The following is a 15634-nucleotide window of genomic DNA, read 5'->3' as shown; positions in this document are numbered from 1 at the left end:
CCCATTCGCGTCATCAGAAGTCGGACCCTTCGAGCGCCTTCGAGATGAGGCTCTCGGCATCCATATCGTCGATCGATTCGCTCGCGTCCTCGGCCGTCGGGCCGTCGTCCTCCATCTGGAGGCCCGCGAGGTGCAGCAGTGTGTCCAGCAGTCCGGTCTCCCGGAGCCGGGCCAGTGGGATGGCGAGCAGCGAGGCGCGGACGGTCTCCTCGTACGCGGCGGTCCCCGGATCCGTGGTGGTGTCGGGGGCCGCTTCGCCGAGCAGGAAGTCGGCCAGCTCCCGCGGGGTCGGATAGTCGAAGACGAGCGTCGCCGGGAGCCGCACTCCGGCCGCCGCGCTCAGCTGGTTGCGGAACTCCACCGCGGTGAGCGAGTCGAAGCCGAACTCCTTGAACGGCTTGCCCAGCTCCACCTCCTGTGCCGCGGTGAAGCCGAGAACCGCGACGACCTGGCTGCGGACCAGCTCGACGACCACCGGGAGGCGCTCGTCGGACGGCAGCGCCGCCAGCCGCTGGGCCAGACCGGACGCCCCGGCGCCGGAGTCCCCCGCGGCGGCCGTGCGCCGGACCTTGCCGCGGACCAGGCCGCGGAAGAGACCCGGTACCTCGCCGCCCGCGGAGCGCACCAGCGCGGGCACATCGAGCCCCGCGGGGACCAGCACCGCCCGGTCCGAGACCAGCGAGGCATCCAGCAGGGCCAGGCCCTGCTCCTCGCCCAGGGCCAGGACGCCCCCACGCGCCATCCGTTCCACCTCGGCCCCGGTGAGCTGCGAACCCATCCCGCCGGCTTCCGGCGCCCACAGACCCCAGGCGAGGGAGACCGCAGGAAGACCGTTGGCCCGGCGGTGGGTGGCCAGCGCGTCGAGATAGGCGTTGGCGGCGGCGTAAGCACCCTGCCCCGCACCGCCCAGTACCCCGGCCGCCGACGAGAACAGGACGAACGCGTCCAGGTCCGTCCCGGCCGTCAGCTCGTGCAGGTGGCGCGCCGCCTCGGCCTTCGGGGCGAGTACGGCGGCCAGCCGCTCGGGAGTGAGCGACCCGAGGACACCGTCGTCCACGATGCCGGCCGCGTGGATCACGGCGGTCAACGGGACCTCGTGCAGCAGTTCCGCGAGGGCGTCCCGGTCGGAGACGTCGCAGGCGGCGATGGTGACGGTGGCGCCGGCTTGGGTGAGTTCGGCCGCGAGTTCGGCTGCGCCGGGGGCGTTCTGTCCGCGCCTGCTGGTGAGCAGGAGGTCGCGGACGCCGTGTTCGGCGACCAGGTGGCGGGCGGTGAGCGCGCCCAGACCGCTCGTGCCGCCGGTGATCAGGACGGTGCCGTCCGTACGCCAAGGGGTCACCTCGGCGGACGGCGCCGTACGCACCAGGCGGGGGGCCAGAAAGGCCCCGGCGCGCAGTGCCAGTTCCGATTCGCCGGAGGAGGTGAGGGCGGTGGCCGGTATCTCCTCGACGTCGGTGTCGACGAGAACCAGACGATCCGGGTTCTCGGCCTGTGCCGCCCTGACGAGACCCTGAACGGCGGCCTGTGCGAGGTCGGTGACGTCCTCCCCCGGAAGCGCGGCGACCGCGCCCCGGGTGACGACGACGAGCCTGGCGTCGGAGTCGACGTTGGCCTCGTCGGCCAGCCACTGCTGCAGTCCGGCCAGGACAGTGGAGAGTGTCTCGGCTGCTCCGATCCCGGACGGCGCGCGCAGCAGACCCTCCTCGGGGATCACCTCGGTGGACGCACCGGCACCGGCCGGGTCCGCGACCTGCACCCAGTCCAGCCCGAACAGCGCGTCGCCGTGCCGCGTGACCGGCACCTGCTCGGCGAGCGGCCGCAGCGTCAGCGAACCGACCGACGCGACCGGTGAACCGGCGGCGTCCGCCAGTTGCAGCGTCACATCGCCCGGCCGGTCCGCTGGGGCGATCCGGACGCGCAGCGCCGTGGCACCGGTGGCGAAGAGGGCCACATCGTTCCAGGAGAAGGGAAGTTGGGCGCGCCCGTCGTCCTCGAAGAACCCGCCGAGACCGATGCCGTGCAGTGCCGAGTCGAGCAGTGCCGGGTGGAGCCCGAACCCGCTCGTCTCGGCGCCCTCGGCCAGCGAGACCTCCGTGAAGACCTCGTCCCCGCGCTTCCAGGCGGCCTCCAGCCCCTGGAAGAGCGGCCCGTACTCCAGGCCCAGCAGGGCCAGTTCGTCGTAAAGGCTTTCGACCGCCACGGCATCGGCCCCGGCCGGCGGCCACTGCACCAGATCGAAGCCCGCATCCGTGGCCGTCGAGGAGAGCACGCCTTCCGCGTGCTGCACCCACTGCTCCTCGTCCGAGCCCTCGACGCGCGAGAACACGCTCACCCGCCGTCGGCCGGAACCGTCGTCCGCATGTGTTCTGACCCGCAGTTGGGTCGCCGAAGTGGGAAGGACGACGAGGGGCGCGTAGAGCGTCAGCTCCTCCAACGTGCTGGTGTCCGTGTGGTCGCCGGTGTGGATGACGAGGTCGGCGAGCGCGGCACCGGGGACGGTGATCGTGCCGTTGACGGCGTGATCCACGAGCCACGGGTGGGTGTGGAGCGCGAGCCGCCCGGTGAACAGCATTCCTTCCGAGTCCGGCAGCGCTATCGCCGCGCTGAGGAGCGGGTGCGTGGTCTCGCTCTGGCCGAAGCCCGAGGCTTTCCCACTGGGTGCGACGGTGTCGGCGAGCCAGTAGTGCTGGTGCTGGAAGGCGTAGGTGGGGAGATCGACGGGGGTGCGACCGGTGCCGAAGAGGGCCGGCCAGTCGACCGTGACGCCCCGGGTGTGCAGCCGCACCAGCGCCTCGGTGAACAGCTGGGCTTCGTCGTGGTCGCGGCGGAGGGCGGGGATGAGGGTGGTGGTGTCGGTGGCGGATTCGGCGGCCATCGCGGTGAGAACGGCGTCCGGGCCGAGCTCCAGGAAGGTGCTGACGCCCTGGTCCTGGAGGGTGGTGACGGCATCGGCGAAGCGGACGGCTTCGCGGACGTGGCGGACCCAGTAGGCGGGGTCGGTCAGCTCCTCGGTGGTGGCGGCCTGGGCGGTGAGGGTGGAGACGATGGGGATGGACGGTGCGGTGTAGGTGAGCCCTGCGGCGATGGTGCCGAACTCTTCGAGCATCGGCTCCATGTGGAGGGAGTGGAAGGCATGGCTGACGGTGAGGCGCTTGGTCTTCCGTCCGATGCCATCGAAGTGCGCGATCACGGCTGCCACAGCGTCTTCGTCACCGGAGACGACGACGGATGTCGGGCCGTTGACGGCCGCGATCCCCACCTTCTCGGTGAGTGTCGGCAGGACTTCGGCCTCGGTGGCCTGGATCGCCGCCATCGCACCACCGGTGGGAAGTTGTTGCATCAGCCGGCCACGAGCCGCGACCAACAGCGCCGCATCCTCCAGCGACCAGACCCCTGCCACATGGGCTGCCGCGAGCTCGCCGATGGAGTGACCCGCGAGAACCTGCGGCCGGACCCCGAAGGACTCCAGCAGCCGGAAGAGTGCGACCTCCAGGGCGAAGAGAGCCGGCTGCGTAAAGGCCGTCTCGTTCAACCGGCTGTCCGCCTCCGCGAAGAGAACATCCTTCAGCGGCCGTTCAAGGTGCGCATCGAGCGCCGCACACACCGCGTCCAGCGCCTCCGCGAACACCGGGAACGCCGCGTACAGCTCACGCCCCATCCCCGCCCGCTGACTGCCCTGTCCCGTGAACAGGAACGCCGTCCGGTTCGGTCCTGCGAAGCCGCGCACCACGCCTGGTGCGTTCCGTCCTTCCGCGAGGGCCGACAGCGCGGACAGCAGCCCGTCGCGGTCGGCGGCCACGAGGCCACCCCGGTGCGCGAACACCGCACGGGTCGTCGTCAGTGCGGATCCGACCGCCGCCGGGTCCAGGCCGGCATCGGCCAGGACGAGTTCGTGCAGGCGGGCGGCCTGGGCCTGGACGGCGTCCGGCGTCTTGCCGGACAGCACCCATGGCACCACCGGCAGCTCGGCCGAAGTGACAACCTCTGTCACGACCTCTGCGGGGGCCTCCTCCACGATCACGTGGGCGTTCGTCCCGCTGATGCCGAAGGAGGAGACACCCGCACGGCGCGGACGCTCCCGCACCGGCCACGGCTGCGCCTCCGTCAACAGCTCGACGGAACCCGCCGACCAGTCCACGTGCGAACTGGGAGCATCGACGCCCAGTGTGCGCGGCAGCTCCTCGTGCCGCATCGCCAGCACCATCTTGATGATGCCCGCGACACCGGCGGCAGCCTGCGTGTGCCCGAGGTTCGACTTCACCGAACCCAGCCACAGTGGCCGGCCGGCCTCCCGCTCCTGTCCGTAGGTGGCGATGAGCGCCTGTGCCTCGATCGGGTCGCCGAGGGTCGTGCCCGTTCCGTGCGCCTCCACCGCGTCGACCTGGTCGGCCGAGAGGTTGGCGCCGGCCAGGGCCTGGCGGATGACGCGCTGCTGGGACGGGCCGTTGGGGGCCGTCAGTCCGTTGCTCGCGCCGTCCTGGTTGACGGCGCTGCCCCGGACCAGGGCCAGCACGCGGTGGCCGTTGCGCCGCGCGTCGGACAGCCGCTCCAGGAGCAGCATGCCGACGCCCTCGCCCCAGCCCGTACCGTCGGCGGCCTCCGCGAACGGCTTGCAGCGGCCGTCGGGGGCGAGGCCCCGCTGCCGGCTGAAGCCGACGAAGGTCTCCGGGGTGGCCATGACCGTCACACCACCCGCGAGCGCCAGCGAGCACTCGCCGGAGCGCAGGGCCTGACCGGCCAGGTGCACCGTGACCAGGGACGACGAGCAGGCGGTGTCGACCGTGACGGCCGGGCCCTCCAGCCCGAAGGCGTACGCGACGCGACCCGAGGCGACGCTGCCGGAGCTGCCGGTCCCGAGATAGCCCTCCAGGTCGGCGGGATAGCTGTTGAGCCGGATGCCGTAGTCGTTGTACATGACGCCGGCGAACACCCCGGTGGAGCTGCCGCGTACCGTCGCCGGGTCGATGCCCGCGCGCTCGAACGCCTCCCAGGCGGACTCCAACAGGAGCCGGTGCTGGGGGTCGGTGGCCAGGGCCTCACGCGGGCTGATGCCGAAGAACGCCGGGTCGAAGTCCGCGGCCTGTTCCAGGAATCCGCCGTGCCGGGAGTACGTCTTGCCGATCGCGTCCGGGTCCGGGTCGTACAGACCGGCCACGTCCCAGCCCCGGTCGTCCGGGAACGGCGTCACGGCGTCGCCACCGGCGGCGAGCAGCGTCCACAGCTCCTCGGGCGAGGAGACCCCGCCGGGGAACCGGCACGCCATGCCGACGATCGCGATCGGTTCGTCGGCCATCGAGCCGGAACCGGTCACCAACTCGGTCGAGCCGGCCGCCGCTTCCCCTGCCGCGTCCTCGCCCAGCAGCTCCACCAGCAGGAACTCGGCCACGGCGGTCGGCGTCGGGTAGTCGAAGACGAGCGTCGCGGGCAGCCGCACCCCGGCCTCCGCGCCCAGCTGGTTGCGGAACTCGACTCCGGTGAGGGAGTCGACGCCCAGCTCGCTGAACAGGCTGTCGGCCGCGACGTCCTCCGGCCCGCCGAAGCCCAGCACGGTCGCGATCTGCCCACGCACGAGCCCGAGCAGCAGCTCGTGCCGCGCGGCCGGAGCCAGCGCCGTCAGGCGCTCCTCCAGCGACACGGGCCCGGTGCCCGCACCGGCGCCCGCCTGAACGGCCCGGCGGGCGGGAGCCTTGACGAGTCCGCGCAGGATCGCCGGCACCTCGCCGGGAGCGGCGGCCAGGGCCCTGAGGTCGAGCCGGATCGGCACCAGGTGCGCGTGCTCGCTGCGCTGCGCCGCGTCGAAGAGCGCCAGGCCCTCCGTCGCGTCGAGCGCGAGCACGCCCGCACGGGCCATCCGCTCCAGATCCGTCGAGGACAGCCCTGCGCCCATTCCGCCGGTTTCGGGTGCCCATAGGCCCCAGCCGAGGGAGGTGGCGGGGAGTCCTTGGGTGCGGCGGTGGGTGGCGAGGGCGTCGAGGTAGGCGTTGGCTGCGGCGTAGTTGCCCTGTCCGGTGCCGTCGAACGTGGCGGCAGCGGAGGAGAACAGCACGAACGCGTCGAGAGTGAGGTGCGCGGTCAGTTCGTGCAGGTGGCGGGCGGCATCCGCCTTGGGTGCCAGGACCTCCGTCAGGTGCTGCGGGGTGAGCGCGGCGAACGTGGCGTCACGCAGCACACCGGCGGTGTGGATCACGGCGGTCAGGGTGACGCCGTCCAGGAGCGCTGCGAGCGCGTCCCGGTCCGAGACGTCGCACGCGGCGATCTTCACCGTCGCACCCAACGCGGTCAGTTCTGTGGTGAGTTCGGTGGCGCCGGGGGCGCCGGGGCCGCGGCGGCTGGTCAGCAGCAGGTCACGGATCCCGTACGCGGTGACCAGGTGGCGGGCCAGCAGGGCGCCCAGGCCACCGGTACCACCGGTGATCAGCACCGTGCCATCCGAACGCCACACCGCCGGGGCGACCTCAGCGGCCGGAGCAATGCGGGCCAGGCGCGGGACGAGGATCTCCCCGCCACGAAGCGCCAGCTCAGGCTCACCCGAGACCAGCACACCCTCCGGGATCTCGTCAGTGTCCGAGTCCAACAGGACAATGCGGTCAGGGTGCTCGGACTGCGCCGAACGGATCAGACCCCACACCGCCGCCTCACCCAGCTCCGCAACATCCTCACCCGGCAGAACAGCCACCGCACCCCGCGTCACCACCACCAAACGGCCGTCCGCATCGGCGGTCAACCAGTCCTGGGTGAAGGCGAGTACGGCGTCGAGCGTCTCGTTCGCCGTCGCTCCGGCCGGGCACCGGTACACCGTCGCGTCGCCCGTTCCGTCGGCCGAGGCCGCCGGCGCGGGGAGCGCGATCCAGTCCAGGTGGAAGAGCGAGTCGTGGGCGAGGCGCTCCGGGGTGGCGAAGTCATCGGCCGCGATCGGCCGCAGCGCGAGGGCGCCGACCGTCGCCACCGGTACGCCCTGGTCGTCGGCGAGCTGCAGCGCGTAGCCCGAGTCCGCGGGGGCGATCCGCACCCGCAGCGCGGTCGCACCGGTCGCGTACACCGCCACGTCGGACCAGGCGAACGGCAGCTCGGCCGCGCCGTTGTCCGTCTCCCGCAGGGCGATGCCGTGCAGAGCGGCGTCCAGCAGGGCGGGGTGGAGAGCGAAGGCGTCGGCCTCGGCTCCTTCGGTGCCTTCCGGCAGGACGACCTCGGTGTAGACGTTCTCACCGAGGCGCCAGGCGGCCTGCAGACCCTGGAAGAGCGGCCCGTACTCCAGTCCCAGCCCGGCCAGATCGGCGTAGAGGCTCTCCACCGCGACCGGCTCGCTGCCGGCGGGCGGCCACTGCGCCAAGTCGAACCCGGGCTCCGGAACGTCGGCGCTCAGCACGCCCTCGGCGTTCCGGACCCACTGCCGGTCGTCCGTCGTCTCCTCGGCGCGCGAGAACACGCTCACCGTCCGCCGGCCACGCGCGTCGGCCTCGCCGACCGTGACCCGCAGCTGTACGGCGCCCTGTCCGTCGAGCACCAACGGTGCCTGGAGCATCAGCTCCTCCAGCGCTCCGCAGCCCGTCTCGTCGCCCGCCCGCACGGCGATCTCGACGAGCGCCGCACCGGGCACGACCACGGTGCCGGAGACCGCGTGCTCCGCCAGCCACGGGTGCGACGACAGCGACAGCCGCCCGGTGAAGAGCACCCCGTCGGAGTCGGGAAGAGCGATGGCCGCTCCCAGCAGGGGGTGTTCCGCATCCGCGAGGCCGGCCGCCCGGACGTCTCCCGCCGTGACGGCGGCCCGCTCCGGCCAGTAGTGCTGGTGTTGGAAGGCGTAGGTGGGCAGGTCGAGCAGCGGGGTGGTCGCGCCGGTGCCGAAGAAGGCCCGCCAGTCGACCTCGACGCCACGCGTGTGCAGTGCGGCGACGGACGACACGAAGGTCTCGGCCTCGTCCTGCTCCCGACGCAGCGACGCGATCAGTGCGGTACCGGCCGCATCCGTGACGCTGTCCGCGCCCATCACCGTCAGAACGGCGTCGGGGCCCAGTTCCAGAAATGTGGTGACGCCCTGGCCCTCAAGGGTGGTGACGGCGTCGGCGAAGCGCACGGCCTCGCGCACGTGCCGGACCCAGTAGGCGGGGTCGGTGAGTTCTTCGGTGGTGGCGGGCTGTCCGGTCAGCGTCGAGACGATCGGGATCGAGGGCGCGTTGTACGTGAGCCCGGCCGCGATAGTGCCGAACTCCTCGAGCATCGGCTCCATGTGCAGGGAGTGAAAGGCGTGGCTGACGGTCAGCCTCTTGGTCTTCCGTCCCAGAGCGTCGAAGTGCGCGATGACCCCGGCGACGGCGTCCTCGTCACCGGACACGACGATGGATGTCGGGCCGTTGACGGCCGCGATCCCCACCTTCTCCGTGCGCGTGGGCAGGACTTCGGCCTCCGTGGCCTGGATCGCTGCCATCGCACCACCGGCGGGAAGCTGCTGCATCAACCGGCCACGAGCCGCAACCAGCAGCGCCGCATCCTCCAGCGACCACACCCCCGCGACATGCGCGGCGGCCAGCTCACCAATGGAGTGACCGGCCAGCACCTGAGGCCGGATCCCGAAGGACTCCAACAACCGGAACAACGCCACTTCCAGCGCGAACAGAGCAGGCTGCGTGAAGCCCGTCTCGTCCAACCGGTCATCGTCGGCGAAGAGAACATCCTTCAGCGGCAGTTCAAGGTGCGCGTCGAGTGCGGCACACACCGCGTCCAGCGCCTCCGCGAACACCGGGAAGGCCGCGTAGAGCTCACGCCCCATCCCCGCCCGCTGGCTGCCCTGCCCCGTGAAGAGGAACGCCAGATCGCCGGCGCCGGCCACAGTCGTCTTGGCCTCACCGTCAACGACCGCGTCCAGAGCGTTCAGCAGGCCTTCACGGTCCGCCGCCACCACACCCGCACGTTGCGCGAAGCCCGCACGCGTGGTCGCCAGCGCCGAACCCACCGACACCGGATCCAGACCCGCATCGGCCAGCACGAACTCCCGCAACCGGGCCGCCTGAGCCTTCAACGCCTCCGGCGTCTTGCCCGACAGCACCCACGGCACCACCGGCAGCTCAACCGAAGCAACCGCATCCGTCACGACCTCGGCCGGAGCCTCTTCCACGATCACATGCGCGTTCGTCCCACTGATCCCGAACGACGACACACCCGCACGACGCGGACGCTCCCGCACCGGCCACGGCCGCGCCTCCGTCAACAACTCAACAGACCCCGCCGACCAGTCCACATGCGAGCTGGGAGCGTCGACGCCCAGCGTGCGCGGCAACTCCTGGTGCCGCATCGCCAGCACCATCTTGATGATGCCCGCGACACCGGCGGCAGCCTGCGTGTGACCGAGGTTCGACTTCACCGAACCCAGCCACAGCGGCTGACCGTCCGCCCGCTCCTGCCCGTACGTCGCCAGCAGCGCCTGCGCCTCGATCGGGTCGCCCAGGCGGGTGCCCGTGCCGTGCGCCTCGACGGCGTCGACGTCACTGGTCGTGAGCGAACCGGCGGCGAGGGCCTGCCGGATGACGCGCTGCTGGGACGGGCCGTTGGGGGCCGTGAGTCCGTTGCTCGCGCCGTCCTGGTTGATCGCGCTACTGCGCACGACCGCCAGCACCCGGTGGCCGTTGCGCTGCGCGTCGGAGAGCCGCTCCAGGAGCAGCATGCCGACGCCCTCACCCCAGCCGGTGCCGTCGGCGGCCTCGGCGAACGGCTTGCAGTAGCCGTCGGGGGCGAGGCCCCGCTGGCGGCTGAAGTCGACGAAGGTGTCCGGGGTCGCCATGACCGTCACGCCGCCCGCGAGGGCGAGCGAGCACTCGCCCGAGCGCAGCGCCTGGCCGGCCAGGTGGACGGCGACGAGCGAGGACGAGCAGGCGGTGTCCACGGTCACGGCCGGGCCTTCGAGGCCCAGGGTGTACGAGACACGGCCGGAGGCGATGCTGCCGCCGACGCCCATGAAGCCCTCGGTGTTGCGGTGGGCAGACTGCTCCAGCACCGAGGTGTAGTCGTGGTACATCACGCCGGCGAAGACGCCGGTGGAGCTGCCGCGTACGGTCGCCGGGTCGATGCCCGCGCGCTCGAACGCCTCCCACGACGACTCCAGCAACAGCCGGTGCTGCGGGTCCATCGCGAGTGCCTCGCGGGGGCTGATCCCGAAGAAGCCGGGGTCGAAGTCGGCCGCCCGGTCCAGGAATCCGCCGTGGCGCGAGTACGTCTTGCCGACCGCGTCCGGGTCGGGGTCGTAGATGCCTTCGACGTCCCAGCCACGGTCGACCGGGAACGACGACACCCCGTCGCCACCGCTCGCCAGCAGTGCCCACAGCTCCTCGGGCGAGGAGACCCCGCCGGGGAACCGGCAGGCCATCCCGACGATCGCGATCGGCTCGTCGAGCACGGATCCCGCCGCCGGGACCACCGCGGCCGTCACGTCGGCCGCGCTCGCGGCCTCCTCGCCCAGCAGCTCCACCAGCAGGAACTCGGCCACGGCGAGCGGCGTCGGGTAGTCGAAGACGAGCGTCGCGGGCAGCCGCACCTCGGCTTCGGCGCCGAGGCGGTTGCGGAACTCCACCGCCGTGAGCGAGTCGAAGCCGAACTCCTTGAACGGCTTGTCGCCGGCGACCTTCTGCACGCCGTCGTAACCGAGCACGGCGGCCACGTGGCGCCGGACGAGGTCGAGGAGCAGCCGGCGCCGTTCCACTCCGGTCAGTGCGCCGAGGCGCTCCGCCAGCCCGGCGGCGTCCGTGGCGGCCGATGCCGCCGCCTTGCGGGCGGTGGGGGCCGGACGCGTCAGACCGCGCAGGACGGCGGGGAGGGTGTTGAGCCGGGCCCGCTGCTCCAGGGCGCTCCTGCCGAAGGCGACGGGGAGCAGGTGGGCGTGGTTGTCGGCGAGCGCGGCGTCGAGCAGGGCCAGTCCCTGCTGCCGGCCGATCGCGAGGACGCCGGAGCGTTCCATCCGCTCCACGTCCGCCGTGGTCAGCTCGGCGCCCATGCCGCCGACCGCCGGGTCCCACAGGCCCCAGGCGAGCGAGAGCCCGGCCAGTCCCTGGCTCCGGCGGTGGACCGCCAGCGCGTCGAGGTAGGCGTTCGCGGCGGCGTAACCGCCCTGCCCTGAACCGTCGAACGTGCCGGCGGCGGACGAGAACAGGATGAACGCGTCGAGGTCGGCGTCGGCCGTCAGCTCGTGGAGGTGCCGGGCCGCGTCCGCCTTGGGGGCCAGGACGGCGGCCACCCGGTCGGCGGTGAGCGAGGTGATCATGCCGTCGTCGACCACGCCCGCCGCGTGCACGATCGCGGTGATCGACTCCTCGGCGAGCAGCTGGGCCAGCGCGGAACGGTCGGAGACGTCGCAGGCGGCGACGCTCACCGAAGCACCGGCCGTCTCCAGCTCGGCCACCAACTCGGTGGCGCCGGGGGCCTGGAGGCCGCGGCGGCTGGTCAGCACCAGGTTGCGGACTCCGTGCTCGGCGACCAGGTGGCGCGCGGTGAGCGCGCCCAGGCCGCCGGTTCCACCGGTGATCAGTACGGTGCCGTCGGCACGCCACGTCACTCCGCCGGTGGCGGGAACGGTGCGCGCCAGGCGCGGTACGAACAACTGGCCCTCCCGGAGCGCCAGTTCCGGCTCCCCCGAGACCGTGACAGCGTCCGGGATGTCGTCCGTGTCCGTGTCCGTGTCCGTGTCCGCCTCCGTGTCGAGGAGGACGATGCGGCCCGGGTGCTCCGTCTGTGCGGCCCTGACGAGGCCGTGGACGGCGGCCTGCGCGAGGTCCGTGATGTCCTCGCCGGGAAGGGCAGCGACCGCGCCCCGGGTGCGGACGACGAGGCGTGCGTCGGACGCCTCCTCGTCGGCCAGCCACTCCTGCAGCCGCGCCAGGACTCCGGTGACCGCCTCGGCGGGGTCGACCCCCGCAGGGACGTTCAGGATCTCCGCTGCCGCTGCCGCTGCCGCACCCGCGTCCTCGTGCGACGCCTGCTGCGGCAGCGGGCTCCACCGGATCTCGTACAGCTCACGGTCGTGCGCGCTCTGCAGCTCACCGGTGGCGACCGGGCGCAGTGCCAGCGAACCCACCGTGGCCACGGGAGCGCCCTGGGGGTCGGCCAGCCGCAGGGTGTAGCCGGAGGCCGCGGGGGTGATCCGCACCCGCAGGGCGGTCGCGCCCGCCGCGTGCAGAGCGACGTCGGACCAGGCGAACGGCAGCTCGGCCGCGCCGCCGTCCGGCTGCGCGAGCGCGATTCCGTGCAGGGCGGCGTCCAGCAGCGCGGGGTGGATGCCGAAGCCCGCGGCCTCGACCCCTTCCGGCAGGGCGACCTCGGCGAAGATCTCCTCGCCGTGCCGCCAGGCGGCCCGCACTCCCTGGAACGTCGTCCCGTACTCCAGGCCGCTCGCGGCCATCGCCGCGTACAGCCCGTCGACCGCTACGGCCTCGGCCCCGGTCGGCGGCCACTGCGCCAGGTCGAAACCGGCTGCGGCTGCGGTGTCATGGGGCGCGAGCAGACCGTCGGCGTGCCGCGTCCAGGCGCTCTCGGAGGCGTCCTCGATACGCGAGAACACCACCACCGTCCGCCGTCCGTCCCGACCGGGCTCACCGATCTGGACCCGCAACTGAACGGTCCTGGTGCCGGGCACCACCAGCGGTGCGTGCAGCGTGAGTTCGTCCAGCACACCGCAGCCGGTCCCGTCGCCCGCGCGCACGGCGATCTCGACGAGCGCCGCCCCCGGCACGACGACCGTGCCCGCGACCACGTGCTCCGCCAGCCACGGGTGGGAGCCGAGCGACAGCCGGCCCGTGAACAGCAGCCCGTCCGACTCCGGCAGCACGACGGCCGCGCCGAGCAACGGGTGCCCCGCGTCCACGAGGCCGACGGCGGCCATGTCACCGGCGGCCGAGGCCGCCGGGGTGTCCAGCCAGTAACGGCTCGACCGGAAGGCGTAGGTGGGGAGGTCGACGAGCGCGCGACCGGTGCCGAAGAAGGCCGGCCAGGCGACGGGGACGCCCCGGGTGTGGAGGGTCGCGAGGGAGGTGACGAAGATCTGCGCTTCGTCGTGGTCGCGGCGCAGTGCCGGGACGAGGGTCGTGTTCTCCGTGGCGCTGTCGGCGCCCATGGCGGTCAGGACCGCGTCCGGGCCGAGCTCCAGGAAGGTGCTGACGCCCTGGTCCTGGAGCGTGGTGACGGCATCGGCGAAGCGCACGGCCTCGCGGACGTGCCGGACCCAGTACGCCGGGTCGGTCAGCTCCTGGTCGGTGGCGGCCTTGCCCGTCAGCGTCGAGACGATCGGGATCGAGGGCGCGTTGTACGTGAGCCCGGCCGCAACGGCACGGAACTCCTCGAGCATCGGCTCCATGTGGACGGAGTGGAAGGCGTGGCTGACGGTGAGGCGCTTGGTCTTGCGACCCGTCGCGTCGAAGTGCGCGATGACGGCAGCGACGGCGTCTTCGTCACCCGAGACGACGATGGAGGTGGGCCCGTTGACGGCCGCGATCCCCACCCTGTCGGTGAGCTGCGGCAGGACCTCGGCCTCGGTGGCCTGGATCGCCGCCATCGCACCACCGGCGGGCAGTTGCTGCATCAGACGGCCACGAGCCGCAACCAGCAGCGCCGCATCCTCCAGCGACCACACCCCCGCGACATGCGCGGCGGCCAGCTCACCGATGGAGTGACCCGCCAGCACCTGCGGCCGGACCCCGAAGGACTCCAGCAGCCGGAACAGCGCGACCTCCAGCGCGAACAGAGCCGGCTGCGTAAAGCCCGTCTCGTCCAACCGGCTGTCCGCCTCGGCAAACAGAACGTCCTTGAGCGGCAGTTCAAGGTGAGCGTCGAGCGCCGCACACACCGCGTCCAGCGCCTCCGCGAACACCGGGAAGGCGGCGTACAGCTGACGCCCCATCCCCGCCCGCTGACTGCCCTGCCCCGTGAAGAGGAACGCCGTCCGGCCGGAGCCGGCCAGGCCCTGCACCGCGCCGGGGGCGCTCCCGCCCTCGGCGAGTACCGCCAGTCCGGCCAGCAGACCATCACGGTCGGCGGCCACGACGCCGCCCCGGTGCGCGAACACCGCGCGGGTCGTCGCGAGTGCCGAACCGACCGCCGCCGGGTCGAGACCCGCGTCGGCCAGCACGAACTCCCGCAGGCGTGCCGCCTGCGCCCGCAGCGCCTCGGGCGACTTGCCCGACAGCATCCACGGCACCACCGGCAGCGCCGGGACCACGGGCGCCACGACGTCTTCAACAGCGGCCTCGGCCGGAGCCTCCTCCACGATCACGTGCGCGTTCGTCCCGCTGATGCCGAAGGACGAGACACCCGCACGGCGGGTCCGCTCCCCCGCCGGCCACGGCCGGGCCTCGGTCAGCAGCTCGACGGAGCCCGCCGTCCAGTCCACGTGCGAGCTCGGGGCGTCCACGTGCAGGGTGCGGGGCAGTTCCTCGTGCCCGAGGGCGAGCACCATCTTGATGATGCCGGCGACGCCCGCGGCGGCCTGCGTGTGGCCGAGGTTGGACTTGACCGAACCGAGCCACAGCGGACGGCCGTCCGCCCGCTCCTGTCCGTACGTCGCGAGCAGCGCCTGCGCCTCGATGGGGTCGCCGAGCCGGGTGCCGGTGCCGTGCGCCTCGACGGCGTCGATGTCCTCGGCCGAGAGCCGGGCGCCGGCCAGGGCCTGCCGGATGACGCGCTGCTGGGAGGGCCCGTTGGGGGCGGTGAGCTGGCTGCTGGCGCCGTCCTGGTTGACCGCGCTCCCCTTCACGACGGCCAGTACGCGGTGACCGTTGCGGCGCGCGTCGGACAGTCGCTCCAGGACCAGGACGCCGACCCCTTCGCCCCAGCCCGTGCCGTCGGCCGCGTCGGCGAACGGCTTGCACCTGCCGTCCGCGGCGAGGCCGCGCTGCTGGCTGAAGTCGACAAAGGTGTCAAGGGTCGCCATGACCGTCACACCGCCCGCGAGGGCCAGCGAGCATTCGCCCTGGCGCAGCGCGGAGGCGGCCAGGTGGACGGTGACGAGGGAGGAGGAGCAGGCGGTGTCCACGGTCACGGCCGGGCCTTCGAGGCCCAGGGTGTACGAGACACGGCCGGACAGGACGCTGCCCGCGGTGCCGGTGCCGAGGAAGCCTTCGACGCCTTCGGGCACGACCGTGCGGTCGGTGCCGTACTCGTGGTACATGATGCCCGCGAAGACGCCGGTGGAGCTGCCGCGCATGGTCGCGGGGTCGATGCCGGCGCGTTCGAACGCTTCCCAGGACGCCTCCAGCAGCAGCCGCTGCTGGGGGTCGGTCGCCAGGGCCTCGCGCGGGCTGATGCCGAAGAACTCGGCGTCGAACTCGGTGGCGTCGTGGACGAAGCCGCCTTCGCGGGAGTACGTCTTGCCGGTGGCCTCGGTGTCCGGGTCGGGGTCGTAGATGCCCTCGACGTCCCAGCCGCGGTCCGACGGGAAGTCCGATATCGCGTCGCCGCCGGCGGCGAGCAGGTCCCACAGTTCCTCGGGATTGCGTACACCGCCGGGGAACCGGCAGGACATTCCGATGATGGCAATCGGTTCGCGCTGCTTGTCCTCCTCTTCACGGAGGCGCCGACGAGTCTCCCTCAGCTCGGCCGTAGCCCGCTTGAGGTAGTCGAGGAGCTTTTCTTCATTCGACTCTTTCGACACGTGGTCCAC

General features: G+C 72.6%; 1 protein-coding gene. It reads right to left on the bottom strand.

Annotation, left to right across the window (positions count from 1 at the left end):
• Positions 1 to 13 precede the first annotated feature (13 nt).
• Entirely contained in the window at positions 14 to 15625 is a 15612-nt protein-coding gene (locus C8250_RS28475; protein WP_244809415.1) for a type I polyketide synthase, read from the bottom strand.
• Positions 15626 to 15634 lie beyond the last annotated feature (9 nt).

This window comes from Streptomyces sp. So13.3 (assembly GCF_005860785.2).
In the GTDB taxonomy this organism is placed as follows: Bacteria; Actinomycetota; Actinomycetes; order Streptomycetales; family Streptomycetaceae; genus Actinacidiphila; species Actinacidiphila fildesensis.
This window is presented reverse-complemented; position numbering and strand designations above follow the sequence as displayed.